Genomic DNA, 25,386 nt, shown 5'->3' with positions numbered 1-25,386 from the left:
AAAAGCAGCTCAAATGAGCTGCTTTTTTAATTGAGTTTTTATTTTATCCTTTATAAAAAGGTAATTTAACCACCTTTGCAGCTAATTGTTTTTTACGAACTTGAATAAAAATATCGCTATCAATTTTTGAGTTTTCAATAGTAACATATCCTAAACCAATTCCTTTCCCTAAAGATGGACTCATAGTTCCTGAAGTAACACGACCAATATTGTTTCCGTCAGCATCAACAATTTCGTAATCATGACGAGGAACACCACGTTCAGTTAATTCAAAAGCAACTAATTTACGAGTAACACCTGCTTCTTTTTGCGCTTTTAAAGCTTCAGAGTTTACAAAATCTTTGGTGAATTTAGTAATCCAACCTAAACCAGCTTCTAAAGGAGAAGTAGTATCGTCAATATCATTACCATATAAACAATATCCCATTTCTAAACGTAAAGTATCACGAGCTGCTAATCCGATAGGTTTAATACCCCAATCTTTTCCAGCTTCAAAAACCTTATTCCAAAGTTGCTCAACATCTTCATTTTTTACATATACTTCAAATCCACCAGAACCCGTATAACCTGTAGCAGAAACTACAACGTTAGGAATTCCTGCGAAATCGGTAATTTCAAACGTATAGAATTTAATATTCGATAAATCAACAGAAGTTAACGATTGCATAGCTTCTGCTGCTTTTGGACCTTGAATAGCTAATAAAGACCAATCTTCAGAGCGATTTTCCATTTCAACGTTTAAATCGTTATGCTGAGAAATCCAGTTCCAATCCTTTTCAATATTAGAAGCATTTACTACTAACATGTACTCATTTTCAGCTATCATGTAAATAATTAAATCATCTATAATACCACCATCGTTATTTGGCATACAGCTATATTGAGCTTTTCCTGGAGTTAATTTAGAAGCATCGTTAGAAGAAACTTTTTGAATTAAAGCCAACGCATTTTCTCCTTTTAAGAAGAACTCTCCCATATGGCTCACATCAAAAACACCTACACCATTTCTAACAGTTTCGTGTTCAATAGTTACTCCTTCGTATTGCACAGGCATATTGTATCCCGCAAAAGGAACCATTTTTGCTCCTAAAGCTTCATGTACATGTGATAAAGCTGTATTTTTCATTCTTAAGTTATGTTTGTTTAAAAAGTGTTGCTAAAGTATTGAAAAATTAGCAAACAAAAAGGACGGATGTGTTTAATATTATAGAACGATATTACCCAAATGTTTGTTAATATTTTCTTTGTCTTCCCTAAGAGTGGTAGATTTGAGAAAAGATTAAAGAAAAGTAATTGTTGTAATGTATTAGTATTTGAAACGACAATTCTACCTTAAAAATAATTTGATGAAACTTAATAGAAAAACAATTTCCAATATCATATTTGTAATCTTAATAGGATTACTGTTATATCCGCCAACTAAAGTATATTTTATTCGATTAGTTTCTTTTGCTCCGTCAACTATTACTGAGGAAAAAAGAGAAGAATTAGCCGATTATAACTGGAAATTAAAAGGATTAAATACAGAGACTGTTGATTTTAACTCGTTAAAGGAAAAAGTAGTGTTTGTAAATTTTTGGGCTACTTGGTGTCCACCTTGTGTTGCTGAAATGCCAAGTATTCAAAAGTTATACGATGATTATAAAGATAAGGTAGCGTTTGTTTTTATAAGTAATGAAGATTGGACAACTATTGATACTTTTTATAAAGATAAAGGTTACGATTTACCAACCTATAATATTTTATCAAAAGTACCAGATCAACTAGTGAGTAATTCCATTCCAGCGACATTTGTTATTGATAAAAACGGAACTATTGTCGTAGATAAAAAAGGACCTGCCGATTGGAATAGTGATAAAATTAGAATTTTGTTAGATGAATTACTACAATAGAATATTTACCTTTGTAGCATGAGTCAAGAACAACCAAATAATCCGCTTCACGGAATAAAACTAGCCACAATTTTAGAAGAGTTATACCTAGAGTATGGTTGGGAAGAAATGGGAGAAATGTTGAATATAAATGTCTTTAAAAAGAATCCAACCTATACATCGAGTTTAAAGTTTTTAAGAACAACACCTTGGGCAAGAGCCAAAGTAGAAAAGTTGTACTTAGAAATGATAAGTGGTTAATTGTTAACCTGTTTTTTCTTACCTTATTTTTCCATTCCGGTGAAGTCATAAATATAGAAGCTTTGGTGTTTACAATGTACACATTTTTGTGTAGTTTTGATTTTTATGTTTAGTAGAATGTCAGTTCGAGTGAAATTGCAATGCAATTTTGTATCGAGAACCTTACAAAGCTGACTTCTCAGTATAGTTTTGCAAATTATAGTTACAAAATCACTAAAAAGTGACAGCACATTTCATCGACGTTATTTTACCGATTCCATTACAGAAAACATTTACCTATATGGTAACTGAAGCGGAAGCTTCTTTTTTAAAAAAAGGAATGCGTGTGGCTGTTTCTTTCGGAAAAAGTAAGATTTATACTGCCTTGGTATTTAATATTCATCAATCTGCACCAGAACTATACGAAGCCAAAGACATTCATCAAATTTTAGATGACCGTCCTATTGTAAATGAACGTCAGTTACAGCATTGGCAATGGCTTTCGAGCTATTATATGTGTTCGTTGGGTGATGTATATAGAGCTGCTTTACCGTCAGCGTTTTTGTTAGAAAGCGAAACCATTATTTATAAAAATGAGGAATTCACAGAGGAAACTATGTTGACCGATGATGAATTTTTAATTTTTGAAGCCTTACAGCATCATTCACAATTAACCATTCACCAGGTTTCGGATATTTTAGGTAAAAAAACAGTACTACCAATTATTAACGGTTTAATTGAAAAGAGTGCGGTATACATTAAAGAAGAAATTTACGAGACCTATAAACCTAAGTTGGTAAAATATGTGCGTTTGCATAATAATTATGCTTCAAATGAAGGTTTACAAGCGTTGTTAGATGAGCTCTCAAGAGCTAAAAAGCAACGCGATGCTGTGTTGACATATTTTCAATTAGCAGCGTCTAAAAAGCCTATAAAAGCGAAGGATTTAGAAGAAAAATCGGGAACTTCATCAGCGGTATTAAAAGCGCTGGTTGATAAAGATATTTTCGAGTTTTACCATATTCAAACCGATCGAATCAATTATCAAGGAGAAACGAATAAGATTAAAGAGCTTAATGAATTTCAACAGGAAGCGTTTACACAAATAAAGAGCTCTTTTGAAGCTCAGAATGTAAGTCTGTTACACGGAGTTACAGGATCGGGAAAAACGGAGATTTATGTAAAATTGATAAAAGAAGTGATTGCTGAAGGGAAGCAAGTCTTGTTTTTGTTGCCCGAAATAGCTTTGACTACGCAAATTATTACCCGTTTACAAAACTATTTTGGAAATTTTATTTCGGTATTTCACTCTAAATATTCCATGAACGAACGTGTAGAGGTGTGGAATAATGTGTTGGAAAGCAAACCCAAAGCCCAAATTATTTTAGGAGCACGTTCTTCAGTTTTTTTACCTTTTTCAAATTTAGGATTGATCGTAGTGGATGAAGAGCACGAAACATCGTACAAGCAATTTGAACCATCACCACGGTACAATGCGCGTGATGCAGCGGTAGTTTTAGGGCATTTACACCAAGCGAAAGTATTGTTGGGGTCAGCAACACCGTCATTAGAAAGTTACTTTAATGCACAACAAAACAAATACGGATTTATTGAATTAAAACGTCGTTTTGGGAATATTCAGTTACCTAAAATTGAGTTGATAGACATTAAAGAAAAGCATCGAAAAAAGGAAATGACAGGTCATTTCTCTGATCGTTTGCTGAAAATGATTACCGAAGCCCTAGACGAAAAAGAACAAGTAATTTTATTTCAAAACCGACGTGGATTTTCGCCTGTAGTAGAGTGTACTACTTGTGGAGTTTCTCCGCATTGTCCGAATTGTGATGTGAGCTTAACTTATCATAAATTCCGAAGGGAATTAAAATGTCACTATTGCCATTACCAACGTTCGATGCCGAACAGTTGTGGGGCTTGTGGAAGTGCTACCTTAGACACCAAAGGTTTTGGAACTGAGCAAATAGAATTGGAACTTAAAGAACTATTTCCGAATCATACTATTGGACGAATGGATTTGGATACCACAAGAGGGAAATATGGTTACCAGAAAATTATTGGTGCTTTTGAAGCCCAAGAGATTGATATTTTGGTAGGAACACAAATGCTTTCTAAAGGACTGGATTTTGATAATGTTTCTTTGGTAGGAATCTTAAATGCAGATGCTATGCTAAACTTCCCTGATTTTAGAGCCCACGAACGTGCTTTTCAGTTGATGGTACAAGTATCGGGTAGGGCAGGACGTACTAAAAAACAAGGAAATGTAGCCATTCAAACCTATAACCCGTATCATCAAATATTACAGCAGGTTTCTACGACGAATTATATTGAAATGTACCAAGAACAACAACAAGATCGTTGGCAGTTTCATTATCCGCCGTACTATCGTTTGATAAAAATTACGCTGAAACATAAGGATTATACCAAGGTAGATAGTGGTATTAACTGGTTAGCGAAAGCCTTACAAAATGTATTTAAAGAGAATGTATTGGGGCCTTCAGCACCTACGGTTTCTCGTATTCGAAACCAGTATATTAAGAATTTAGTGATTAAAATTCCGCCAAAACAATCCTTAGGAAAAACAAAAGAGCAGCTACAAAAAATTAAAAACACCTTTGAAGCCGTAAAAGATTTTAGACCGATCCGCTTTATTATTGATGTGGATGCTTATTAGATGGTTTTAACATTATTTAGATTATATGATAGTGTTCAAATGACATTGTTTATAGGTTTTTCTAGGCACTTTTTTTATATTTTTTTAAGGTTACAAGGTTTGAGAGTTCGTCAAATATTATTTGCATCAGAGTCATAATTTCTGAATGAATAGACATATATTCTTTTTTATCAATCAATAAATAGTTACCATGAGCAATTGTATTTCGTGAACTAAGTAGTTGTTCATCGATTAATTTTTCCTTAAGTTCAAAAGCTTTGTAATCAATACCAACTACAGATAATATATTTTTAAGAATTTCAGAGTTTAAGTTTGATTTTGTGTCAATTGCTTTATCGAGATTCCATTTTGCTCTTTTATGTAATTCACCTTGAACAAATTCCAAAAATTTAGTATGTCTTTCGTGATTGTTAGTGGACTCCATATCAACTATTTCTGACTTAATAGATAATGCAAGTAAGTTTGATGATAGTTCTGAATAGCTTAGTTTAAGTTGTTTAACATATTCAAGATATGTCTCGCATGCTGTTTTATTAAATCCTTCCCAATGAGCATAGAGAAGAAGTACTGCTGAACGTATTTCTGTATTTTGTTGCTTAGATTTTGCTAAGTCAACTCTTGATCGAATAGTGCTCAGTTCTTTTTTACGCCATGCTAAATCATCTGACAATATGTTGTAGAATTGCTCTTTTGATCGAATCTTCATAATTAAAAATTCAACATTTCTATTCCTAATGGGATTATAACAGGTACTCTTGAAGTCACATTTATTCCGCTTCCTGTTTTTGCTGTGAAAGTGTTATTATTCCATATTTCTTTTAATTTATCAGAAAATTCTTCAGGTGTTTTGTTCTCTAGTGAATCAATATTCGTTCCAGAACCAACACCAATTGCTTCAAAGGCTGACAATAAAAATTTACCCTCAAACCTATCTTTTGTTTGGTTGAATCTTTTAAAGGTTGATTCTGAGGTTGTTGAGTTAAGGAAGTTAAAAGTTCTATCGAAAATATCTTTCTCAATCATCAAATCCAATTTACCTGGTTCAGTATACTCAATCATTTTATCGGTAATAAATGAACCTAAATCTTGAGTAGTTTTGATTTCAGTAACGTCAATATGTCTAAAAATAATAAAGCGAAGAGCTAATTCCATGTTGTATTGTTCTTCTATCATTCTTTCAGGTAAGGAAAGAACATTTAAAAAGTTTTCGTTTAAGGAAAGTTCTCGTAACCAATTGTAGAACTCTTTATTAATCATCACTAAAAGACAGTTTCTAACTTCTTGATCCGATAGTTTAGAGCCTAGAGTATTTAATCTTTGAAAAAGCTCATATTTCACATTTTCACCACTTTCTTTCTTAACAATTTTGAGATCAAGTTTTTCTCTTTTGAAAGCTATTCTTTGAGCCTGTGTAAATGAGTTAGAAGTATCTTCGTTTTCCCAAAATTTATTTTCAAGCGATGGTAAATAGTCGGTTTTAACTAATTTGCTTGGAGGTAATAGATTATTATTTTCATCTCTCAGAATACCCATAAATTCGAAAATGGTTGAAAGCCTTTGTAGCCCATCAACAACATCCCATACGCCATCTTCTCTTTGAGAAACAAAAACGGATGGAATAGGGATACCTAATAATATACTCTCTATCAATTTTGTCTTTTGTAGAGTTGACCAACGAAAAAACCTTTGAAATTCAGGATGTATATCAATTTCATTATCTCTGTATAGGTTAGCAATTTCACCGATTGACATTGGATAACCATCTGTACTAATTTCATTTTTCTTTGCTACAATTTCTTGTTCTAACATTAATTCAAATTTAATTATACTTAACTCTTTGAAGAATATGAACCCGTTTTAATGATTTATATTTTATGTTAGCCAAATTACTAGAAAGTAAATTGAAATCAAAATTAACTTTTTAAAAATTCCGAATATCCACAATGTCCCCATTTTTAAGTTTGTTTTGGGTGTCTATGGTAAAAATGATTTCCGCAACATACTCAGGAGTGTAAAGCTGGTCGTTTTCTTTTAAATCAATAAAGCGTTGTAGGTTTTTAAAATCTTTTTCATCGGTGCTTCTAATATGGGTTTGCATGTTGGTATCTACCACACCAGGGTAAATGGCATTGCATTTTACCCCATTTGTAAGCTCGTTTTGTTCCGCAGCAATGGTTTTGGTCATCATATCAATCGCAGCTTTAGACGTACAGTAAATACTCCAACCTTCATACGGTTTTATCGCAGCTCCAGATGAAATACTAATGATTTGTTTTTTACAGTTTAGGTGTTTTGTCCCTTCAATAAACAAACTAGATAAAATAAGTGGAGTAGTGGTGTTTAAATGAATACTTTGGGCAATATCCTCCGAAGGAATATTTTCTAGGTTAGAAATAACGCCTAAGCGCCCTGCATTATTCACTAAAGTAATTGAGGTAACATCTAGTTCTTTAATTTCGTCTAGCAGCATTTTAAATGTATTGTGTGTTACTTTGGTATCCGATAAATCAACAGGTACCTGTGTAACATTTTGCAAATCAGCAATACTTCTCGATAACGAGTATACTCTGTAGTTTTCTTGTGCGTATTTTTCGGCTAAGGCTCTACCAATTCCTTTACTTCCTCCGGTAATGATAATGATGTTCATAAGAGTAAAAGTAAGGAAATAAATATAAGTTCACGTCATTCTGAACTTGTTTCAGAATCACACAAAATATGTTTGAAAGTTTGATGAGATCCTGAAATGAATTCAGGATGACGGTAGTCAGTTACTTAAAAAAATCTTTCGAATTCTCTCAATTGAAGTTATTTGAAAAACTCTTTTGAGTTTTCCCAACTGAAGTTATTTGAAAAATTCCTTCGAATTCTCCCAATGCACATCCATTTCAGCGAGGGTCATGTCAGAAAGTTGTTTTCCCTCTTTTTTAGCCACTTCTTCTAAATACTGAAAACGATTGATGAATTTTTTATTGGTTTTTTCCAGTGCATTTTCAGGATTCACTCCAATAAAACGGGCGTAGTTAATCATGGAGAACAGTACGTCTCCAAATTCTTTTTCTATTTTCTCTTTGTTGTTGTTTTTAATTTCGTCGTTCAATTCAGAAAGCTCTTCCTGAACCTTTTTCCACACTTGATGCGGTTCTTCCCAATCAAAACCAACGCCAGCAACTTTGTCTTGAATACGGCTTGCTTTTACTACCGCAGGTAAACTTTTAGGAACTCCTTCTAAAACCGACTTTTTCCCTTCTTTCAGTTTTAGTTTTTCCCAGTTTTGTTTTACTTCTTCTTCATTTTCAACAACCACATCACCATAAATATGAGGATGGCGATCGATCAATTTGTCTGAAATTGAATTGGCAACGTCGGCAATATCAAAAGCTTGTTTTTCGCTACCTATTTTAGCATAAAAGACGATGTGCAAAAGCACATCGCCTAGTTCTTTTTTTATTTCTTCTAAATCGTTGTCTAAAATAGCATCTGCTAATTCGTAAGTTTCTTCAATAGTTAAATGACGTAGACTTTGTAAGGTTTGTTTTTTATCCCACGGACATTTCTCACGAAGGTCGTCCATGATGTCTAACAAACGATTAAAGGCGGCTAACTGTTGCTTACGAGTATTCACGGTTTAGGCTTCTTCTGCAGTTGTTTCTTCAGCTTCAACTAAGGTACTAAAATCAAAATTAGCTTGCGCTAATGTGTTGTACCATTGAATTACTTTTTTAATGTTTGAAGCATATACACGCTCTTGATCAAAATCTGGTAAAACTTCACCAAAGTACTCAGTTAATTTAGCAGCACTTTCTTTGTGAGAAATCGCTTCTTTACCTTCTGCTTTTTCAGCAATGTTCTTAAATACACGTGCTAAAGGCACTTCTTCTTCGTATGTGTAAATAGCGATGTTTTCTAATAAACTTACATTGTGAGTCGCTGTAATAGGAAAACGTTTACCATCTACGATTGATTTTACGATAACACCAGTTTTGGTTTGTGATAAAATTTCATATAAACCTGGCTTACCAGTAACAGCTATAATTTTGTTAAATTCCATGTCTTAATTTTTTAGTGTATTACTACTTATTATTTCTTAGCATTTGGAAAACGCATGCGATATCCTGCATTTACTTTTCCTTTCGAAATATTCTCTAATTTCTTTTTAATTAATCGTTTCTTTAAAGAAGAAAGTTTGTCGGTAAACAAAACTCCTTCAATATGATCGTATTCATGTTGAAAAACACGTGCAGGTAATCCGCTTAAAGTTTCTGTGTGTTTTTCAAAGTTTTCATCTTGATACTCAATAGTAATGGTTTCTTGACGGAAAACATCTTCGTTTATTGAAGGAATACTTAAACATCCTTCACTAAAAGCCCATTCATCACCTTCTTCTTTAACAATTTTAGCATTGATAAAAACGCGTTTAAAACCTTCTAAAACCGTACGCTCTTCTTCGCTTAATTCTTCATCTTCAGCAAAAGGAGAAGCATCGATGATAAACAAACGGATGTCTTTTCCAATTTGAGGAGCTGCTAAACCAACACCATTGGCGTTGTACATAGTTTCTTCCATATCGGCAATTAGTTTTTCTAACTGCGGATAATCTTTATCGATTTCTTTTCCTACTTTACGTAATACGGGGTCTCCGTAGGCAACAATGGGTAAAATCATCTACTTTTTAATTTTTAAGGAATGCAAAAATACAAAGAAAGCACTGTGTTAGAAAATTTATTTGTTGTACAAATACGATTGTAGGATAATTGTAGCACTAATTTCGTCTACTAAGGCTTTATTTTGACGTTGTTTTTTCTTTAAACCGCTATCAATCATTGTTTGAAAAGCCATTTTTGAAGTAAAACGCTCATCAACCCGTTTGATAGGAATAGAAGGAATTGCTTTTTCAAGTTTTTCTAGAAATGGAAGGATAAGAACTTCACTTTCACTGTCAGAATTGTCCATTTGTTTAGGTTTACCTACCAAAAAGAGTTCAACATTTTCTTTTTGTATGTAGTTTTTTAAAAAGGTTAGCAATTCAGAAGTGTCAACAGTTGTTAATCCCGAAGCTATAATTTGAAGTTCATCAGTTACAGCAATTCCTGTTCTTTTTTTTCCAAAATCTATGGCTAGTATTCTGCCCATTAAAAAAGTTTTTTGCAAAGGTAGCTAAATTAAACAAGGGAGGAATATCTGTTTAAAAAATGTATCTTCGCGGTATATTCTTGAAAGCAACTTTATTTTTGCTGAAAAATATTTTAAAAATGACAGAATTACAATCAATTATAGAAAAAGCGTGGGATAACCGCGATTTATTGAAAGAAGAAACTACAATTACCGCAATTAGAAAAGTTGTAGACTTATTAGATACTGGAGATTTACGTGTTGCTGAGCCAACTGAAAATGGATGGCAGGTTAACGAATGGGTAAAGAAAGCAGTGGTATTATATTTCCCAATTCAAAAAATGGAAACCTTAGAGGCAGGTATTTTTGAATATCACGATAAAATTCCACTAAAAAGAGGATACGAAGCAAAAGGAATTCGTGTGGTGCCTAATGCAGTAGCACGTCACGGTGCTTATATTTCAGCAGGAACTATTTTAATGCCTAGTTATGTAAATATTGGAGCATATGTTGATGAAGGAACGATGGTTGATACATGGGCGACAGTAGGTTCTTGTGCACAAATTGGTAAAAACGTACACTTATCAGGTGGAGTAGGAATCGGTGGAGTTCTTGAGCCTTTGCAAGCAGCACCTGTAATTATTGAAGACGGAGCTTTTATTGGTTCTCGTTGTATTGTTGTAGAAGGAGTTCGAGTAGAGAAGGAAGCGGTTTTAGGAGCGAATGTAGTATTAACAATGAGTACTAAAATTATTGATGTAACTGGAGATGAGCCAGTAGAAATGAAAGGAGTAGTTCCTGCACGTTCTGTGGTAATTCCTGGAAGTTATACAAAGAAGTTTGCTGCTGGAGAATATCAAGTGCCTTGTGCTTTAATTATTGGTAAACGTAAAGAGAGTACGAATAAGAAAACATCATTAAACGATGCTCTTAGAGAGTATGATGTGGCTGTGTAATTGTAATTTGTAAGTTATGAACAGAATACTTTTTAAGTACTTTAAAAAAATGACTTTTTTACCTGAAAGAATATACTTACCAGTGGTATATAAACATTTTACAGGTAAAAAACTCAATTTAAAAAATCCGATAGAATTCAATGCAAAACTCCAATGGTTAAAAGCGTATTATCACCCTAAAATTTTAAATCAATTAGTAGATAAATATGCAGTAAGAGAATATGTAATTGAAAAAATAGGAGAAGAATATTTAAACGAGCTATACGGCGTTTATGACTCTTTTGAAGAAATAGATTTTGAAAAAATTCCAAAAAAGTTTGTTTTAAAAGCTGTTCATTCTAGTGCATGCAATATTATCTGTAAAGACAAAAAGGATCTTGACTTTAAAAATATCAAAAAAAGCACAAAGAAATGGCTAAAATATAATAAGTATCATAGAACAGGTCAAGAATGGGCTTATAAAGATGTTGTCCCTAAATTAATTATTGAAAAGTATTTAAAGAATAGTGAAAGAGATTCTTTAATAGATTATAAGTTCTATTGTTTTAATGGTAAAGCTGAATTTCTTGAAGTTCATTTAGATAGAGCAGAAAATCATAAAAGAGCTTTTTATGATTTTGATTTTAAAAAATTACCTTTTAGGTATGTTTCTGAAGAAGAATCTATTAAAGAAGAAATTGAAAAACCAGCTAGTTTAAATAAAATGATAGAATTATCGGAAAAGTTATCAGTAGGTTTACCTTTTGTTCGAGTAGATTTTTATTCGATAGAAAATAAAATTATTTTTGGAGAAATGACTTTTTATCCATCAGATGCAAGAAAAGATCTTTATCCAGATAAATACAATAAAATTATAGGTGACATGATTAAACTTCCAGATTTAAAAGGAAGGAAAGAGATAACTACCTTTAAAGAATAGTTTACTTTATGAAGATTGATGCGGTAATTACTTGGGTAGATAGCTCTGATAAAGCTTGGAGAAGCAAAATAAATCAATATTTGAAAAAAAAAATTGATTGGGACAATAAAAAAGATTCAACAAGATATAATTCTATCAATGAAATAGAAATTACCATAACTTCTATTCTAAAATTCGCTACTTTTATTAAAAACATTTATGTAGTAACTGACAATCAAACCCCTAAAAACTTTATTGCATTAAAAAATAAAGCTTATGGTTTGGGAGTAAATTTAGAACTGGTAGATCATAAAGTTTTGTTTAGAGAATATGAAGAGTACTTGCCTGTATTCAATTCTCAAACTATTGAGACTATGCTTTATAGAATTCCAAATTTATCAGAACATTTTGTTTACTTCAATGATGATTTCTTTTTAATTAATAAAACAACTTCAGATGACTTTTTCAATGAGGGATATCCTGTTTTAAGAGGGGAATGGCAAGAATTTGATGAAAATATATGGTATAAAAAGGCATTCAATTCACACAAAAAGAAGAGAGTATTTAGTTATAGATATGTAAAAGAAGATACCGCTAAATTGTTAGGATTTAATAGCTACTTTAACATAAACCATACACCATACCCTTTAAGAAAATCTACTATAAAAGAATTCTTTCAGAAAAAACCTGAATTATTAACACATAATATAAAATTTAAGTTTAGACATAAGGATCAATTTCTTTTACAAGTATTAGCTAACCACATTGAAATAAAAAAAGAGACATGCATATTGACAAGAGATTTATCACTTTTTTACACGCATAAATATGGATGGAATAAGATTTTTAAAAAAATATATAGAGCTGAAAAGAATAAGCAATTATTTTTATGTCTTCAAAATCTAGAAACTGCGAGTAATACTAAACTAAGGTTTTTATTAAAATGGATAGATAAAAGATTAGATTCTAATTTTGCTAATGAGTTATAAAATAATTTTTTAATGAAGGTTAGTTTTTAAAGTATTTACAAAATAAAGAGTATTAAATGGATATAGATGTAGTAGTTTTATGGGTAGATAGCTCAGATGAAGTATGGAGAAATAAGATAAACCAATACTTAGAGAAAAAAATTGACTGGGAGAATAAAGAGGAATCCACAAGGTATAATTCCATAAACGAAATAGAAATTTCGATAACATCTGTTGTAAAAAATGCTTCTTTTGTACGAAATATTTTTTTGGTAACAGATAATCAAAAACCCAAGAAGTTTGATAATCTTAAAGAATTAGCAAATAAAAATAATATTAATTTAAAGTTAATAGACCACAAAGATATTTTTGTAGGGAATGAAAAGTACTTACCTACGTTTAACAATAGAGGTGTTGAAGCTTTAATGTATAAGATTGAAGGTTTAGCAGATCATTTTATCTACTTAAATGATGATTTCTTTATAATTAATAAAACTAAACCTGAAGACTTTTTTATAGATGGGAAACCTGTTTTAAGGGGGAGTTGGTTAAAGTACGATGAAGATAGGTTTTCTAAAAGAATATTTTCTAAAAAGAAAAAGGATTTATCTGCACATAGATATAGAAAAGAATATTCAGCTAAATTACTTGGCTTCAAACAATACTATAACTTTCACCATACTCCTTATCCTCTCAGAAAAAAAACTATCAAAAAGTTTTTTGAAGACAACCCTAATTTATTAGAAGAAAATTTAAAACATAAATTCAGGCATGAAAATCAATTTTTGTTACAATGTTTAATAAATCATGTTGAAATAAAAAATAAAAGTAGTGTTTTAACAAGAGAGTTATCGTTGTTTTATACCCATAAATATGGTTGGAATAAAATATTGAAAAGGATATATAAAGCAGATGTAAAAGGTAGTAAAGTTCTTTTCATGTGCTTACAAAGTTTAGAAACAGCTAGTAAATCTAAATTAAGATTTTTACTAAAATGGATAGATAAAAAATTAGATTCTAATTTTGCAAATGAACTTTAATGAATTAATAAATATTATAAAAATTGGTAAAACAATTCTTTACCCAACTGATACAGTTTGGGGATTAGGTTGTGATGCAACTAACCAAGAAGCTGTTGAGAAAATCTATCAATTAAAAAATAGAGAAGAATCGAAGAGTCTAATTATTTTGGTAGATTCTATTGAAATGTTGCAAAATCATGTAGATAATATTCCCGAAAAGGCTTTAGAAATTTTAAAAACATCAGAAAAACCAACCACTATTATTTATAATAATCCGAAAGGATTGGCACCAAATACCATTGCATCTGATAATACGATTGCTATCCGAATTCCGAAGGAAGAGTTTTGTATTCAGTTAATTAAAGAGTTTGGAAAGCCTATTGTGTCTACTTCAGCCAACGTTAGTGGAGAGCCTACACCTAAGTCTTTTTCAGAAATAAGCGAAGCAATTTTAAAGAATGTAGATTATGTGGTAAATTTGCATCAAGAGAAAGTAGCAGAGAAGTCTTCAACTATTTTAAAAATTGAAGGTGACGATGTTATCGTGATTAGAGAATAATTGTATGCAAAAACAATATTTTAAGGAAGCAATTTCCGCAGAAATATTTCAATATATATCCCAAGCAGCTAAAGAATTACAACTAGAAAGCTACGTAATTGGCGGTTTCGTACGTGATTTTATTTTACAACGAGGCGCAGCCAAAGATGTGGATGTGGTTGCTGTTGGAAGTGGGATAGAGTTAGCTCAAAAAGTTGCCGAATTACTACCAAACAAACCAAAAGTTCAAGTGTTTAAAACTTACGGAACAGCCATGTTGCGTTTTCAAGATATTGAAGTGGAGTTTGTAGGCGCTCGTAAAGAATCATATTCAGAAGAGAGTAGAAATCCTGAAGTTTCTGAAGGAACTTTACAAGACGATCAAAACAGACGAGATTTTACGATTAATGCCTTAGCATTGAGTTTGAATGAAGAAGATTTCGGATTGTTATTGGATCCTTTTGGAGGTATAGCAGATTTAGAAGCTAAAATTATCAGAACACCGTTAGATCCTGATATTACGTATTCTGACGATCCATTACGTATGATGCGTGCCATCAGGTTTGCTAGCCAGTTGAATTTCGAAATAGAAGAGAACTCTTTAAATGCAATTACAAAAAATGCTTCGAGAATTGATATTATTACTCGTGAGCGTATTGTGGTTGAGTTGAATAAGATTATAGAATCTCCAGTGCCTTCTGTAGGGTTTTTATTGTTAGAAAAAACGGGATTGTTAGAGAGAATTCTACCAGAACTAATTGCTTTAAAAGGAGTAGAAGAGGTAGAAGGACAAAAGCATAAAGATAACTTTTATCATACCTTAGAAGTAGTTGATAACATTGCTGAAAATACGGAGGATGTTTGGCTTCGTTGGGCAGCATTATTACACGACATAGGAAAAGCACCAACGAAACGTTATCACAAAAAAATAGGATGGACGTTCCATTCTCATGAATTTGTGGGATCGAAGATGGTGTATAAGTTATTCAAACGTTTAAAAATGCCGTTGAACAATAAGATGAAATTTGTTCAAAAAATGGTGATGTTAAGTTCTCGTCCGATTGTTTTAGCAAGTGAAGTAACAGATTCTGCTGTACGCCGTTTAATTTTTGATGCAGGAGATGATGTTGAGTCGTTAATGACATTGTGTGAAGCAGATATTACGACGAAAAATCCGAAGAAATTTAAACGTTATCATAAAAATTTTGAGCTTGTTCGTCAAAAAATAAAAGAGGTAGAAGAACGTGATAGAGTTCGTAATTTTCAACCTCCAATTACAGGAGAAGAGATTATGGAAGCTTTTAATTTGAAACCTTGTAGAGAAATTGGTCAGATAAAAGAAGCGATAAAAGAAGCTATTTTAGATGGTAAAATTCCGAATGAACACGATGCTTCCTATCAATTTATGATTGAAAAAGGAGAGCAGTTAGGATTAAAGATAAATCAAGAATAAGGATAAAAAAAGAGAAGCATTTGCTTCTCTTTTTTTATCCTATCGACTGCATGTCAACAAGTTTCTTGTAAATTCCACTTTTAGAAATCAATTCTTCGTGTGTTCCTTGCTCTACAATTTTTCCTTTTTGCATAACCACAATCAAATCTGCTTTTTGAATGGTAGACAAACGGTGCGCAATAACTACAGAAGTTCTGTTTTGCATCATTTTTTCTAATGCATCTTGTACCAATTTTTCTGATTCAGTATCTAAAGCTGAAGTAGCTTCATCTAAAATCATAATTGGTGGGTTTTTAAGAACCGCACGAGCAATACTTAAACGCTGCTTTTGTCCGCCTGAAAGTTTATTTCCGCTATCACCAATATTAGTATCATAACCATTAGGTAAGTCTTTAATGAACTCATGAGCATTGGCAATTTTTGCTGCGTCCATAATTTCTTCGTCGCTTTTACCTTCAATTCCTAAAGTAATATTGTTTTTTACGGTATCGTTAAACAAAATAGAGTCTTGAGTAACCAGTCCTTCTAATTGGCGTAGTGAATGTTTTTTGATGTTTTTGATATCTGTTCCATCAATTAGGATTGCTCCTTCATTTACATCATAAAAACGAGTTAATAGGTTTGCTATGGTTGATTTTCCACTTCCTGATTGTCCAACTAAAGCTACCATTTTTCCTTTAGGAATGGATAAAGAAAAATCTTTTAAAACGTAATTGTCTTCGTATTTAAAAGAGATATTATTTATTGTGATTTCGGTATCGAAAGTTTTCTTATCAACTGCATTTTCAATATCTTCAAGAGGGTTTTTAGTTTCTAAAATTTCTAAAATACGTTCTGCAGCTGCATTTCCTCTTTTTACATTGTAACTTGCTTTAGATATAGCTTTAGCAGGAGTTAAAATATTGTAGGCTAATCCCATATAAGCAATAAAATCTTCACCATCTAAAGAACCATCTGTAATAACTAACTGACCTCCATACCAAAGTAGCACCGCAATAACTCCAATTCCTAAAAATTCACTTGCAGGACTTGCTAAGTTCGTTCTGTTTAATAACGTGTTAGAATAGTGATAGAATCGATTGGTTGAGTCTTCAAACTTTTGCTGAAATTCTTTTTCAGCAGTAAATCCTTTAATAACTTTCAGTCCGCCTAAAGTTTCTTCTAATAATGATAAAAAATACCCTTGCTCTTTTTGTACATTATCTGATTTTCGCTTTAAACTTTTACCTATTAAAGAAATGATATACCCAGAAAGAGGGATGAAAATAAAAACAAAAAGCGTTAGTTTAAAGCTAATAGCAACCATAGCTACAATGGTAAAAACGATGGTTAATGGTTCTCGTACCAACATTTCTAAAATAGATAAAAAAGAATGTTGTATTTCTAATACATCTGTACCAATTCTTGCCATAGTATCGCCTTTTCTTTTTTCTGAAAAATAAGCAAGAGGTAGCTCAATTGTTTTTTTATACAGTTCGTTTCTAATGTCTTTTAAAACTCCATTTCTTAAAAATGTAATAAAATACATTGCTAAGTAATTAAAAATATTTTTAAAAAAGAAAGTAATAATAACTAAACCAACAACAAGCATTAATGCCTTAGCTTTATCATCACCAGCAACTTGGTATATATAAAAAGATATAGTTTCTTTAAAATACTCGATTATTTTTGAAACACCTTCAAATACTGGTTTTACAGTAACTTTAGGAGAATCAGGTTTAAAAATAACATCTAGCATTGGTATTAATGCTAAAAAAGAAAGAGTAGAAAAAAAAGCATACAAGATATTAAATAGTACATTTAATAAACCATACTTTTTGTAGGGAATGGCATATTTAATAATCTTTTTAAAGTAATTCATTATAAGTTTAAATCTTTAATAATACGTTGGATTTTAGCGTCTAAATCATTTTCTACTTGAATAAATTCATTAATAGTGTTTAATTTAGTTTTTACACTAAAATAGAATTTGATTTTTGGTTCTGTACCACTTGGGCGTGCCGCAATTTTAGTTCCGTCTTCTGTGTGATAGATTAATACATTCGATTTAGGAATGTCTATTGTTATTTCTTTACCAGTGATTAAGTTTTTTCTTGTTGAAGATTGATAATCATACAAGAATTCAACTTTAGAACCGTCGATTTCAATTAAAGGATTGTTGCGTAAATCAACCATCATTTGTTTGATTTGTTGTGCACCGTCCATTCCTTTTTTTACTAAAGAAATTAAATGTTCTTTATATAAATGATGACGTGTATATAAGTTTAATAATTCTTTATAGAAAGAACTGTTATTAGCTTTTGCATCAGCAGCGATTTCACAAGCTAGTAGGGCAGAGGTAACCGCATCTTTATCGCGCACAAAATCGCCTACCATATAACCGAAACTTTCTTCACCACCACCAATAAAATCAAGTTCAGGGTGGTCTTTAATCATTTTAGCAATCCATTTAAAACCAGTTAAACCAACTTTGGTTTCAACCCCGTATGAATCGGCTATTTCATTCACTAAATTGGTAGAAACAATTGTAGAGCCTACAAATTGCTTTCCGTTTAGTTTTCCTTGTTTTTTCCAATCATTGATTAAGAAATCGGTCATCATACTCATGGTTTGATTTCCGTTTAACAAGGTCATGTTCCCTTCTATATCTCTAACAGCAATTCCAATTCTGTCTGAATCAGGATCGGTTCCCAATACGATATCAGCGTCAATTTTATTAGCTAAATCTACCGCCATTTTAAGAGCTGCTGGTTCTTCAGGATTTGGAGATTCTACCGTAGAGAAATCACCATCAGGAATAGCTTGTTCTTCAACAATATGAACTTGAGTATAACCTGCACGTTTTAAAACTTCAGGAATTAACTTGATAGAGGTTCCGTGTAACGAAGTAAAAACAATTTTTAAGTCTTCACGACCTTTGATATCAAAAGTTCCATTTGCTAAAGAAGCTTTCCAAAATGCTTCATCTATTTCGCTTCCGATAGAAGTTATCAATTCTTCTTTTGCATTGAAATTAATTTCAGAAAAGTCTAATGAGTTTACTTCGTCGATAATTTCAGTATCTTGTGGAGGAACAATTTGTCCACCATCATTCCAATATACTTTATATCCGTTATATTCTGGTGGATTGTGTGAAGCGGTTAATACGATTCCAGCATCACATCCTAAGTAATTTACCGCAAAAGATAACTCTGGAGTAGGGCGCATATCTTCAAACAAAAACACTTGAATGTTGTTTGCTGATAAAACATTCGCAACCACTTTAGCTAGCCATTCACTGTCGTGGCGACAATCGTAACCGATAGCTACTTTTAATGTTTTATCAGGATATGTTTTGTGTAAATAATTACTTAAGCCTTGAGTTGCTTTACCTAAAGTATATTTGTTAATTCGGTTGGTACCTGCGCCTACAATTCCGCGCATTCCACCAGTTCCGAATTCTAAATTTTTATAAAAACGATCAGCTAAATCCTCAGCATTAGCGTCAATTAATTGCTGAATTTCTTGTTGTGTTTCCGAATCGAAAGCGTCAGAAAGCCACTGTTTAGCGTTGTTTAAAATCTCTTTCATGTATCAAATTAAAAAACGTACAAAGGTACGAGTTTAAAAATTCAGTTGGTCTTTAATTTTGTAATGTTTTTGTTGTGGATTGCTCTTAATTATTAGCTCACCTAAGAATCCTGCTAAAAACATAAGAGTTCCTAAAATCATAGAAGTTAAGGCTATGTAAAACCAAGGGTTATTTGTAACTAGTATTGCTTTTACTCCCACAGTAAGGTGGTAAATTTTCATCACTCCAATAAAAAAAGCAGACAAGAATCCGAAAATAAACATTAAGGTTCCCCATAAACCAAAAAAGTGCATAGGGCGCTTACCAAACTTAGATAAAAAGGAAATAGTAATTAAATCTAAAAAACCGTTTACAAAACGATCCATACCAAACTTGGTAACTCCGTATTTACGAGCTTGGTGTTGTACTACTTTTTCATCAATACGATTAAAACCTTCATTTTTAGCTAAAACAGGAATGTAACGGTGCATTTCACCACTTACTTTTACCGCTTTTACCACTTCATTTTTATAAGCTTTTAATCCACAATTAAAATCGTGTAATTTTAACCCTGATGTTTTACGAGCCGCCCAATTGAATAACTTTGAAGGAATATTTTTGGTTACAACATTGTCGTAGCGCTTCTTCTTCCAACCAGAAATTAAATCGAAGTTGTCTTCTGTAATGAGTTTATATAATTCAGGAATTTCATCTGGACTGTCTTGTAAGTCAGCATCCATGGTAATAACCACTTGCCCTTGTGCTATACCAAAACCAGCATCTAACGCTTGAGATTTTCCGTAGTTTTTTTGAAAACGAATTCCTTTAACTGATTTGTTTTTAGCTGATAACTCTTCAATAACACTCCAAGAAGTATCTGTGCTACCATCATCTATAAAAATGAGTTCGTATAAAAACTGATTGGATTGCATGACGTTTCCAATCCAATCGTGTAATTCGTGTAAAGACTCTTCTTCGTTAAGAAGAGGTATTACTACCGATATATCCATATAATTAGTTCAAAATTTATCAGGTAAAGTTACGAAGTATTACTTTTATGTAAAACTTTAACCTGTTTAAACTATGTTTTAATATTGTTCTTCTTCTGTTTTTTTCATGATAGCGCCTCCAATTGCAGAAATGATAAATCCGAAGAAAGCTGAAACAACTAAAGACACCGGAATAGTTATTACAGGGCTACTAAATTTTTCAGCCATAGCTTCTGAAGCTTCAATTTGTTCATCGTTCATACCTGCATCTAACCATGCTTGTTTTTGTACTTCCATCATTTGAGTTTGAAAATCTGGCTCAATAACATTTGTAAATAATAATGTGTAAACGCTAGTAATTACAGCGCTAATAACAGCAATACCAACTCCTACTTTTAAAGCTTGTCCAAAGGTTAAAAACCCGTCATTATCGGTTTTAAATTTTTTGATTCCTAAAATGATGATAGCAACCATTGCTACAAAGCTAATGATTCCATTTAACCATCCAAATTTAATTAAGGTACCTGTTGCATAAAAAGCTAAATGAATAAAAACTCCAATAATACCTAGATATAATCCGTAGTTTAAAATTGTGCTTTTGCTGTTTGCTTGATTTTCCATTGTGTAATTTTAGTTAGTGATACAAATATATTCTTTTTAATGTTACGTTTATTTAATACTGCTAAAAGCAAAAAATAAAAGCAACAACCTATTAGTATTCAAAAACTTAGAAATGTTACAGATTTTTTATGCAAATTTTGTTGTTTTTTACGGAAAAATGGTTGTAAATTTGCATCGGCAAGTCCTACACAACCAGCTCCCTTTGAATCCCCCAGGGCGGGAACGCAGCAAGGGTATTAGGTCGTAGCGGTGTGATGTAGGTAGCTTGCCTTTTTTTGTACCCAAAACTTTCGTTTATTTTCCATCTTCATTTAAATTAAAACCACTTCTAGGGTGATGTAACTCAACCACTTCTTTAAGGTAACTATTGTCTAAATGGACATAAATTTCGGTAGTCGTAATACTTTCGTGACCTAATAATTGTTGGATAACACGTAAATCTGCTCCGTTTTTTAGTAAATAAGTAGCAAAAGAGTGTCGTAATGTGTGTGAACCAATACTTGTTTTAAGATTGATTTTTTGAGCTAATTCTTTTAAAATAATAAAAATCATTTGACGGGTTAGCTTATTACCTCTTCTATTTAGAAAAACAGTGTCTTCATCTTCCTTTTTAGGAGTTATTTGAGATCTGATTTCATTAATATAGAAGTTCAATCGATGAATAGTGGTAATATGAATAGGTACAAAACGGTATTTATTTCCTTTTCCAAGAACTTGAATATAGCCCTCATCAAAAAATAAATCAGAGAGTTGTAAATTGATTAACTCACTTACACGGAGTCCGCAACTGTAAATAGTTTCTATAATAGTTTTATTGCGTTCTCCTTGAGGGTGACTTAAATCGATAGCAGCAATTAACTCATCTACATCTTCTTTTTCTAACGTATCAGGAAGTTTTCTCGTAATGTTCGGGCTTTCAATTAAATCGGTTGGGTTGTCTTTTCGATAATCTTCAAAAACTAAATAATCAAAAAAACTACGAAGACCAGAAATTAATCGAGCTTGACTACGAGCATTGATACTTTTACTAGTTTCATAAATGAACTGTTGAATAGTTTCTGTAGTTATATGAATTGGAGAAGGAGCGTTTTCTAGATTTTCTACAAACAAAGAAAGCTTATTTATATCTCTTTTATAGCTGTCTATCGAGTTTTTAGAAAGACCTCTTTCAATTTTTAAAAAGTTAGTATAATCAGATATTGTTTGTTCCCAAGACATTACTGTATAGTTGTGAGATTTTGTAAAAAAAAAATATTAAAAAATGAAAAATTAGTTTACTTTTGTGGCACAAACTTAAAATTATAAATTTAAAAATTATGAAAAAATTATTATTAGTAATTGCTATGGTAGCTGCAGGTTTTACAGCTAATGCACAAGAGGCTAACGGGCAAACAGCAAAAGGAAAGTGGGTTATTGAAGCTAATACAGGCTCAGCAACTACAGGAAATACATCTTTCTCTTTAGCAACATCAAACGGAAATACATCATGGAGTATAGGTTTAGATGGTGGTTATTTTGTAGCTGATGATTTAGCTGTTAAAGCTGGTCTTGGTTATGGAGATGATGGTTTTGCTGATGCTTTTGTATATAAGATTGGAGCAGAATATTACATAGGAAGTCAGTTTCCTGTGAGTGTAGATTTTACTGGAAACACTAGCAGTGATTTAAAATGGTTAGGATTACAAGCAGGTTATGCTTGGTTTTTAGGAGAAAATGTAAGTTTAAAACCAGCCCTTAGATATAATGTAGGTTTAGATGATCAAGATGGTGTATTCCAAGGACTTGTAGGATTTGCTTTATATTTCTAAGGAGTACCTTAAAATAAACTTTAAAAAGGAAGCAATTTTGCTTCCTTTTTTTATGCTAAAAAGTTAAAAAAGCTATTTTTACGAGAAATATTAAGAATGAAAAAAATAATTATAATTAACGGACCTAACTTAAATTTATTAGGAAAAAGAGAGCCAACCATTTATGGTTCAAATTCTTTTGAAGACTTTTTTAAAGATTTAAAAAACAAATATACCGCTGTAGAATTAGAGTATTTTCAGTCGAATATAGAAGGTGAGTTAATAGACAAATTACACGAAGTTGGTTTTGATTATGATGGAATCATACTTAATGCTGCCGCCTACACACATACCTCTGTAGGTATTGGTGATGCTGTAAAAGCAATTGAAACCCCAGTGGTTGAAGTGCATATTTCTAACATACATGCAAGAGAGGAGTTTCGACATGTAAGTTATATCGCACCAAATGCAAAAGGTGTACTTTTCGGATTTGGTTTACAAGGGTATGAATTAGCGCTTCAAAGTTTTTTGTAGATACCAATAACGAATTCCTAATAGTATAAATAAAGGAATCATAGGGTAGGTGTATAGCTGTATTTTAGTTAGCCATACTATAGGAATAAATAGTAAAAAAACTAATAAAACTAAACAGTATTTACGAATCCACATAGGTGGTTCTTTTTTTAATAAGAAAAAAGCTACTATTATATTTGGAGCAAATGCCCATAAAAAATTAAAATTATTTGGTGCTGTTGAATGGTTGGTAAAAAACCATAAGAATACAATTAATAAACCTAAAATTCCTGTTGTAAAAAACAACGTAAAGTCAAGCCATTTGGTTCTTTTTGAGTTTTTTATGTCTTTATAGGTGATAAATAGTCCTAATAGAGAAAAGAGTAAAATTGCTAAAAAAGGACTAAAAGCATCACTTTTTGCCTCTTTTTCTTCAAAATCTAGTAAAATATTTGTTTTTTGAACTAAATCTTCTTCTTTATCACCTTTGATAATCTTGGAAACCTTTAAAGCTTCAAAAACATAATCAGGTAGATATAAATATTCTGAAGGAGTTGCTGTTTTATCTAGTTTACTTCCTAATGCTATATTGATTCCTAAGCTTCCCCATGTATTCGGGTTGATTTCTTTATTCATTAATTGTCTCAGTGATAAATCTTCTGAAACAAAATCATCTTTAAAAAGTAAACTGTCTCCTACTACTTTTTGGATGATATCACGAGGTCTGGTAGCGCAATTGTCAAAAAAAGGATCGTAGAAGTAACTTGCGTTTTCAGGAAGCGCATTGTTTTCTAAAAACTTAAAAAACTCATATTTTTGAAGTTGTGTTAAGTTTAAAACTTGTTCTTTAACCCAACGACCATCTTGTTGTGCGCTTTTTAAGGATAAATAAAATGGGTAGCGAGCCAATTTATATTTCATAAATCCTTTTGTGAAATTGATATAAAAATTAGGATCTTCAAAATCGAAAATACCGTAGTTATAGATTAAATCAACTTGTAAAACAGGATCTTTTACACGAACCGCTGTGTGCCCAAATTTTTCATATAAAGCTTCTCCTGGTCCTGAGGTAATTACACTTATTTGTGAAAATTTAGATAAAGTTAAAGTATTCGTGTTTTGAGAAATTCCTACGGTAATACTTAATAAAGTAAGTAAAATGAAAGCAAATTTTTTTATCATCATAAAAAGCTAAACTACATGAGTGTTTTACAAATATCATAAAACCGATTCATATAGTTATGAATTTTTAGGTTAATGTTTAATTCCAATAGTTTCCTCTATAAATTGAGCAATACGTTTTTCTAACCAGTCATTTTCAGTATTGGTAAAAGATGATATAAAACCAACATGTCCGCCATAATTTGGGGTTAACAAATAAAAGTTCTTCATGTTTTTGGCTTCTTTTGTAGGAAAGCACTCTTTTGATAAAAAACTATCATTTAAAGCATTTATAAGTAATGTTGGGACTTTTATTTCAGGAATAAAAGGTTTTGAGCTTGCTTTTTGCCAATAGTCTTCAGAACTTTCGAAACCAAAGACAGGAACTGTGTATTGTTTTTCTAAGTGGCGAAACTTACTTGCTTTAAATAACAATTCTTTGTTGAGTTTAAAATCAGGAAATTTTTCAGCTTTTTTTAAAAGTTTTAATTTCATTGTTTTTAAGAACTCATTCAGGTATATTTTGTTTTTTAGCTTGTTCAATTCAGCTTGTGAAGAGGTTAAATCAACAGGTACAGAAACAGCTACACCTCCTTTTACTTCCGAAGGAATGTCGCTATATTCACCCAAATATTTCAACGTTAGGTTTCCTCCTAAACTAAATCCGACAAGAATAATTTCATCATAACTGTAATTTTTATTTAGGTATTTTATAATAAAATCAACATCATCAGTTTTACCACTGTGGTATGTTCCTAAAAGTAAATTGTCTTCTCCGCTGCACCCTCTCAGATTCATGCAAACAGTATCAAACCCTTTTTTATTAAGGTAATTAGAAGTGGTAATCATATAGTTTGATTGTGAACTCCCTTCTAATCCATGAATTAACAATACTAAGCTTTTTGAACCTACGAAAGAAAAATCTAAATCTATAAAATCAGCATCCCAAGTTGTTACTCTTGTTCGGTCATACACAATTGTGTTTTTCATGAACAAAGGACGATATATTGTGTTAAAATGC

Annotated in this window: 26 protein-coding genes and 1 other RNA gene; 12 read left to right on the top strand and 15 right to left on the bottom strand. The window is 31.8% G+C overall.

The features are described 5' to 3' along the window. Nucleotides 1-43 precede the first annotated feature (43 nt). Nucleotides 44-1,126, bottom strand: coding sequence for a glycine cleavage system aminomethyltransferase GcvT (gene gcvT, locus AC3VI6_RS12610; RefSeq protein WP_497706456.1), 1,083 nt, complete (start codon nucleotides 1,124-1,126; stop codon nucleotides 44-46). A gap of 220 nt (nucleotides 1,127-1,346) precedes the next feature. Here gcvT and AC3VI6_RS12605 point away from each other — a divergent pair, with 220 nt between their 5' ends. From AC3VI6_RS12605 to priA, 3 genes are all read left to right on the top strand, one after another. Continuing rightward, nucleotides 1,347-1,892, top strand: a complete 546-nt coding sequence (locus tag AC3VI6_RS12605) for a TlpA family protein disulfide reductase (RefSeq protein ID WP_497706455.1) — start codon at nucleotides 1,347-1,349, stop codon at nucleotides 1,890-1,892. Between the two features lie 18 nt (nucleotides 1,893-1,910). Next, nucleotides 1,911-2,132: a VF530 family protein gene (locus AC3VI6_RS12600; RefSeq protein ID WP_497706454.1), complete on the top strand. Its 222-nt coding sequence runs from the start codon at nucleotides 1,911-1,913 to the stop codon at nucleotides 2,130-2,132. 220 nt (nucleotides 2,133-2,352) lie between these two features. Continuing rightward, nucleotides 2,353-4,800 carry a replication restart helicase PriA gene (gene priA / locus AC3VI6_RS12595; RefSeq protein ID WP_497706453.1) on the top strand — a complete coding sequence of 816 codons (2,448 nt, stop codon included), beginning with the start codon at nucleotides 2,353-2,355 and terminating at the stop codon, nucleotides 4,798-4,800. A 61-nt stretch (nucleotides 4,801-4,861) separates the two neighbouring features. Here the strand turns inward: priA and AC3VI6_RS12590 are convergent, their stop codons facing one another. The 7 genes from AC3VI6_RS12590 to ruvX form a co-directional block, all read right to left on the bottom strand. Then, nucleotides 4,862-5,506 (bottom strand): MAE_28990/MAE_18760 family HEPN-like nuclease, encoded by a 645-nt coding sequence (locus tag AC3VI6_RS12590; protein WP_497706452.1) that lies wholly within the window; start codon nucleotides 5,504-5,506, stop codon nucleotides 4,862-4,864. Between the two features lie 2 nt (nucleotides 5,507-5,508). Beyond that, on the bottom strand, nucleotides 5,509-6,609 hold the full coding sequence (locus AC3VI6_RS12585) for a GmrSD restriction endonuclease domain-containing protein (protein WP_497706451.1): 1,101 nt from the start codon (nucleotides 6,607-6,609) through the stop codon (nucleotides 5,509-5,511). Nucleotides 6,610-6,721: 112 nt separating this feature from the next. Next, nucleotides 6,722-7,447: a (S)-benzoin forming benzil reductase gene (locus tag AC3VI6_RS12580; protein ID WP_497706450.1), complete on the bottom strand. Its 726-nt coding sequence runs from the start codon at nucleotides 7,445-7,447 to the stop codon at nucleotides 6,722-6,724. 195 nt (nucleotides 7,448-7,642) lie between these two features. Next, complete coding sequence (gene mazG / locus AC3VI6_RS12575) at nucleotides 7,643-8,422, bottom strand: nucleoside triphosphate pyrophosphohydrolase (RefSeq protein WP_497706449.1); 780 nt, start codon at nucleotides 8,420-8,422, stop codon at nucleotides 7,643-7,645. 3 nt (nucleotides 8,423-8,425) lie between these two features. Continuing rightward, nucleotides 8,426-8,848 (bottom strand): DUF5606 family protein, encoded by a 423-nt coding sequence (locus tag AC3VI6_RS12570; RefSeq protein ID WP_299001866.1) that lies wholly within the window; start codon nucleotides 8,846-8,848, stop codon nucleotides 8,426-8,428. A 29-nt stretch (nucleotides 8,849-8,877) separates the two neighbouring features. Next, the gene (gene def, locus AC3VI6_RS12565; protein WP_497706448.1) at nucleotides 8,878-9,462 is read right to left on the bottom strand and encodes a peptide deformylase; all 585 of its coding nucleotides are present in this window, start codon (nucleotides 9,460-9,462) and stop codon (nucleotides 8,878-8,880) included. Nucleotides 9,463-9,519: 57 nt separating this feature from the next. Then, complete coding sequence (gene ruvX / locus AC3VI6_RS12560; RefSeq protein WP_299001870.1) at nucleotides 9,520-9,930, bottom strand: Holliday junction resolvase RuvX; 411 nt, start codon at nucleotides 9,928-9,930, stop codon at nucleotides 9,520-9,522. A gap of 119 nt (nucleotides 9,931-10,049) precedes the next feature. Between ruvX and AC3VI6_RS12555 the strand changes: the two genes are divergently transcribed. From AC3VI6_RS12555 to AC3VI6_RS12530, 6 genes are read left to right on the top strand one after another with little or no spacing between them, the layout of a single operon-like run. Beyond that, nucleotides 10,050-10,865 carry a 2,3,4,5-tetrahydropyridine-2,6-dicarboxylate N-succinyltransferase gene (locus AC3VI6_RS12555; protein ID WP_435254780.1) on the top strand — a complete coding sequence of 272 codons (816 nt, stop codon included), beginning with the start codon at nucleotides 10,050-10,052 and terminating at the stop codon, nucleotides 10,863-10,865. A 16-nt stretch (nucleotides 10,866-10,881) separates the two neighbouring features. Continuing rightward, the gene (locus AC3VI6_RS12550) at nucleotides 10,882-11,784 is read left to right on the top strand and encodes an ATP-grasp fold amidoligase family protein (RefSeq protein WP_520436301.1); all 903 of its coding nucleotides are present in this window, start codon (nucleotides 10,882-10,884) and stop codon (nucleotides 11,782-11,784) included. 8 nt (nucleotides 11,785-11,792) lie between these two features. Continuing rightward, nucleotides 11,793-12,752, top strand: a complete 960-nt coding sequence (locus tag AC3VI6_RS12545) for a stealth family protein (RefSeq protein WP_497706446.1) — start codon at nucleotides 11,793-11,795, stop codon at nucleotides 12,750-12,752. Between the two features lie 56 nt (nucleotides 12,753-12,808). Then, nucleotides 12,809-13,771, top strand: a complete 963-nt coding sequence (locus AC3VI6_RS12540; RefSeq protein ID WP_497706445.1) for a stealth family protein — start codon at nucleotides 12,809-12,811, stop codon at nucleotides 13,769-13,771. Continuing rightward, on the top strand, nucleotides 13,761-14,312 hold the full coding sequence (locus tag AC3VI6_RS12535; protein WP_497706444.1) for an L-threonylcarbamoyladenylate synthase: 552 nt from the start codon (nucleotides 13,761-13,763) through the stop codon (nucleotides 14,310-14,312). Before AC3VI6_RS12540 ends, AC3VI6_RS12535 begins: the two co-directional genes overlap by 11 nt. Nucleotides 14,313-14,316: 4 nt before the next feature. Further along, nucleotides 14,317-15,744, top strand: a complete 1,428-nt coding sequence (locus tag AC3VI6_RS12530; RefSeq protein WP_497706443.1) for a CCA tRNA nucleotidyltransferase — start codon at nucleotides 14,317-14,319, stop codon at nucleotides 15,742-15,744. A gap of 34 nt (nucleotides 15,745-15,778) precedes the next feature. Here AC3VI6_RS12530 and AC3VI6_RS12525 read toward each other — a convergent pair whose 3' ends face one another. The 4 genes from AC3VI6_RS12525 to AC3VI6_RS12510 form a co-directional block, all read right to left on the bottom strand. Next, the gene (locus AC3VI6_RS12525; RefSeq protein WP_497706442.1) at nucleotides 15,779-17,605 is read right to left on the bottom strand and encodes an ABC transporter ATP-binding protein; all 1,827 of its coding nucleotides are present in this window, start codon (nucleotides 17,603-17,605) and stop codon (nucleotides 15,779-15,781) included. Next, nucleotides 17,605-19,314, bottom strand: a complete 1,710-nt coding sequence (locus AC3VI6_RS12520; protein ID WP_497706441.1) for a phospho-sugar mutase — start codon at nucleotides 19,312-19,314, stop codon at nucleotides 17,605-17,607. The genes AC3VI6_RS12525 and AC3VI6_RS12520 overlap by 1 nt, the downstream gene beginning before the upstream one ends. Before the next feature lie 33 nt (nucleotides 19,315-19,347). Beyond that, nucleotides 19,348-20,304: a glycosyltransferase family 2 protein gene (locus AC3VI6_RS12515; RefSeq protein WP_497706440.1), complete on the bottom strand. Its 957-nt coding sequence runs from the start codon at nucleotides 20,302-20,304 to the stop codon at nucleotides 19,348-19,350. 78 nt (nucleotides 20,305-20,382) lie between these two features. Then, entirely contained in the window at nucleotides 20,383-20,904 is a 522-nt protein-coding gene (locus AC3VI6_RS12510; RefSeq protein ID WP_497706439.1) for a DUF4199 domain-containing protein, read from the bottom strand. Between the two features lie 175 nt (nucleotides 20,905-21,079). Between AC3VI6_RS12510 and ffs the strand changes: the two genes are divergently transcribed. Beyond that, an RNA gene (ffs, locus tag AC3VI6_RS12505) (signal recognition particle sRNA small type) lies at nucleotides 21,080-21,178 on the top strand. A gap of 20 nt (nucleotides 21,179-21,198) precedes the next feature. Here ffs and AC3VI6_RS12500 read toward each other — a convergent pair. Further along, nucleotides 21,199-22,122: a tyrosine recombinase gene (locus tag AC3VI6_RS12500; RefSeq protein ID WP_497706438.1), complete on the bottom strand. Its 924-nt coding sequence runs from the start codon at nucleotides 22,120-22,122 to the stop codon at nucleotides 21,199-21,201. Nucleotides 22,123-22,220: 98 nt separating this feature from the next. Here AC3VI6_RS12500 and AC3VI6_RS12495 point away from each other — a divergent pair, with 98 nt between their 5' ends. Further along, the gene (locus AC3VI6_RS12495) at nucleotides 22,221-22,712 is read left to right on the top strand and encodes a hypothetical protein (protein WP_497706437.1); all 492 of its coding nucleotides are present in this window, start codon (nucleotides 22,221-22,223) and stop codon (nucleotides 22,710-22,712) included. Between the two features lie 96 nt (nucleotides 22,713-22,808). Continuing rightward, nucleotides 22,809-23,225: a type II 3-dehydroquinate dehydratase gene (aroQ, locus tag AC3VI6_RS12490; protein ID WP_497706436.1), complete on the top strand. Its 417-nt coding sequence runs from the start codon at nucleotides 22,809-22,811 to the stop codon at nucleotides 23,223-23,225. Here the strand turns inward: aroQ and AC3VI6_RS12485 are convergent. Both AC3VI6_RS12485 and AC3VI6_RS12480 read right to left on the bottom strand, forming a co-directional pair. Next, nucleotides 23,202-24,389: a lipoprotein N-acyltransferase Lnb domain-containing protein gene (locus tag AC3VI6_RS12485; protein ID WP_497706435.1), complete on the bottom strand. Its 1,188-nt coding sequence runs from the start codon at nucleotides 24,387-24,389 to the stop codon at nucleotides 23,202-23,204. The genes aroQ and AC3VI6_RS12485 overlap by 24 nt on opposite strands. A gap of 69 nt (nucleotides 24,390-24,458) precedes the next feature. Next, nucleotides 24,459-25,355 carry a YheT family hydrolase gene (locus AC3VI6_RS12480; RefSeq protein ID WP_497706434.1) on the bottom strand — a complete coding sequence of 299 codons (897 nt, stop codon included), beginning with the start codon at nucleotides 25,353-25,355 and terminating at the stop codon, nucleotides 24,459-24,461. Between the last annotated feature and the right edge of the window lie 31 nt (nucleotides 25,356-25,386).

The organism is Tenacibaculum sp. TB-56 (assembly GCF_059716275.2).
Note: the sequence above shows the minus strand (reverse complement) of the source record. Positions and strands in the feature narration are given on the sequence as shown.

Coding starts and splice junctions, on each gene's coding strand:
- gcvT (WP_497706456.1), bottom strand. CDS start 1,126: ATGAAAAATACAGCTTTATCACATGTACATGAAGCTTTAGGAGCAAAA.
- AC3VI6_RS12605 (WP_497706455.1), top strand. CDS start 1,347: ATGAAACTTAATAGAAAAACAATTTCCAATATCATATTTGTAATCTTA.
- AC3VI6_RS12600 (WP_497706454.1), top strand. CDS start 1,911: ATGAGTCAAGAACAACCAAATAATCCGCTTCACGGAATAAAACTAGCC.
- AC3VI6_RS12590 (WP_497706452.1), bottom strand. CDS start 5,506: ATGAAGATTCGATCAAAAGAGCAATTCTACAACATATTGTCAGATGAT.
- AC3VI6_RS12585 (WP_497706451.1), bottom strand. CDS start 6,609: ATGTTAGAACAAGAAATTGTAGCAAAGAAAAATGAAATTAGTACAGAT.
- AC3VI6_RS12580 (WP_497706450.1), bottom strand. CDS start 7,447: ATGAACATCATTATCATTACCGGAGGAAGTAAAGGAATTGGTAGAGCC.
- AC3VI6_RS12570 (WP_299001866.1), bottom strand. CDS start 8,848: ATGGAATTTAACAAAATTATAGCTGTTACTGGTAAGCCAGGTTTATAT.
- def (WP_497706448.1), bottom strand. CDS start 9,462: ATGATTTTACCCATTGTTGCCTACGGAGACCCCGTATTACGTAAAGTA.
- ruvX (WP_299001870.1), bottom strand. CDS start 9,930: ATGGGCAGAATACTAGCCATAGATTTTGGAAAAAAAAGAACAGGAATT.
- AC3VI6_RS12555 (WP_435254780.1), top strand. CDS start 10,050: ATGACAGAATTACAATCAATTATAGAAAAAGCGTGGGATAACCGCGAT.
- AC3VI6_RS12550 (WP_520436301.1), top strand. CDS start 10,882: ATGAACAGAATACTTTTTAAGTACTTTAAAAAAATGACTTTTTTACCT.
- AC3VI6_RS12545 (WP_497706446.1), top strand. CDS start 11,793: ATGAAGATTGATGCGGTAATTACTTGGGTAGATAGCTCTGATAAAGCT.
- AC3VI6_RS12540 (WP_497706445.1), top strand. CDS start 12,809: ATGGATATAGATGTAGTAGTTTTATGGGTAGATAGCTCAGATGAAGTA.
- AC3VI6_RS12535 (WP_497706444.1), top strand. CDS start 13,761: ATGAACTTTAATGAATTAATAAATATTATAAAAATTGGTAAAACAATT.
- AC3VI6_RS12530 (WP_497706443.1), top strand. CDS start 14,317: ATGCAAAAACAATATTTTAAGGAAGCAATTTCCGCAGAAATATTTCAA.
- AC3VI6_RS12525 (WP_497706442.1), bottom strand. CDS start 17,605: ATGAATTACTTTAAAAAGATTATTAAATATGCCATTCCCTACAAAAAG.
- AC3VI6_RS12520 (WP_497706441.1), bottom strand. CDS start 19,314: ATGAAAGAGATTTTAAACAACGCTAAACAGTGGCTTTCTGACGCTTTC.
- AC3VI6_RS12515 (WP_497706440.1), bottom strand. CDS start 20,304: ATGGATATATCGGTAGTAATACCTCTTCTTAACGAAGAAGAGTCTTTA.
- AC3VI6_RS12510 (WP_497706439.1), bottom strand. CDS start 20,904: ATGGAAAATCAAGCAAACAGCAAAAGCACAATTTTAAACTACGGATTA.
- AC3VI6_RS12500 (WP_497706438.1), bottom strand. CDS start 22,122: ATGTCTTGGGAACAAACAATATCTGATTATACTAACTTTTTAAAAATT.
- AC3VI6_RS12495 (WP_497706437.1), top strand. CDS start 22,221: ATGAAAAAATTATTATTAGTAATTGCTATGGTAGCTGCAGGTTTTACA.
- aroQ (WP_497706436.1), top strand. CDS start 22,809: ATGAAAAAAATAATTATAATTAACGGACCTAACTTAAATTTATTAGGA.
- AC3VI6_RS12485 (WP_497706435.1), bottom strand. CDS start 24,389: ATGATGATAAAAAAATTTGCTTTCATTTTACTTACTTTATTAAGTATT.
- AC3VI6_RS12480 (WP_497706434.1), bottom strand. CDS start 25,355: ATGAAAAACACAATTGTGTATGACCGAACAAGAGTAACAACTTGGGAT.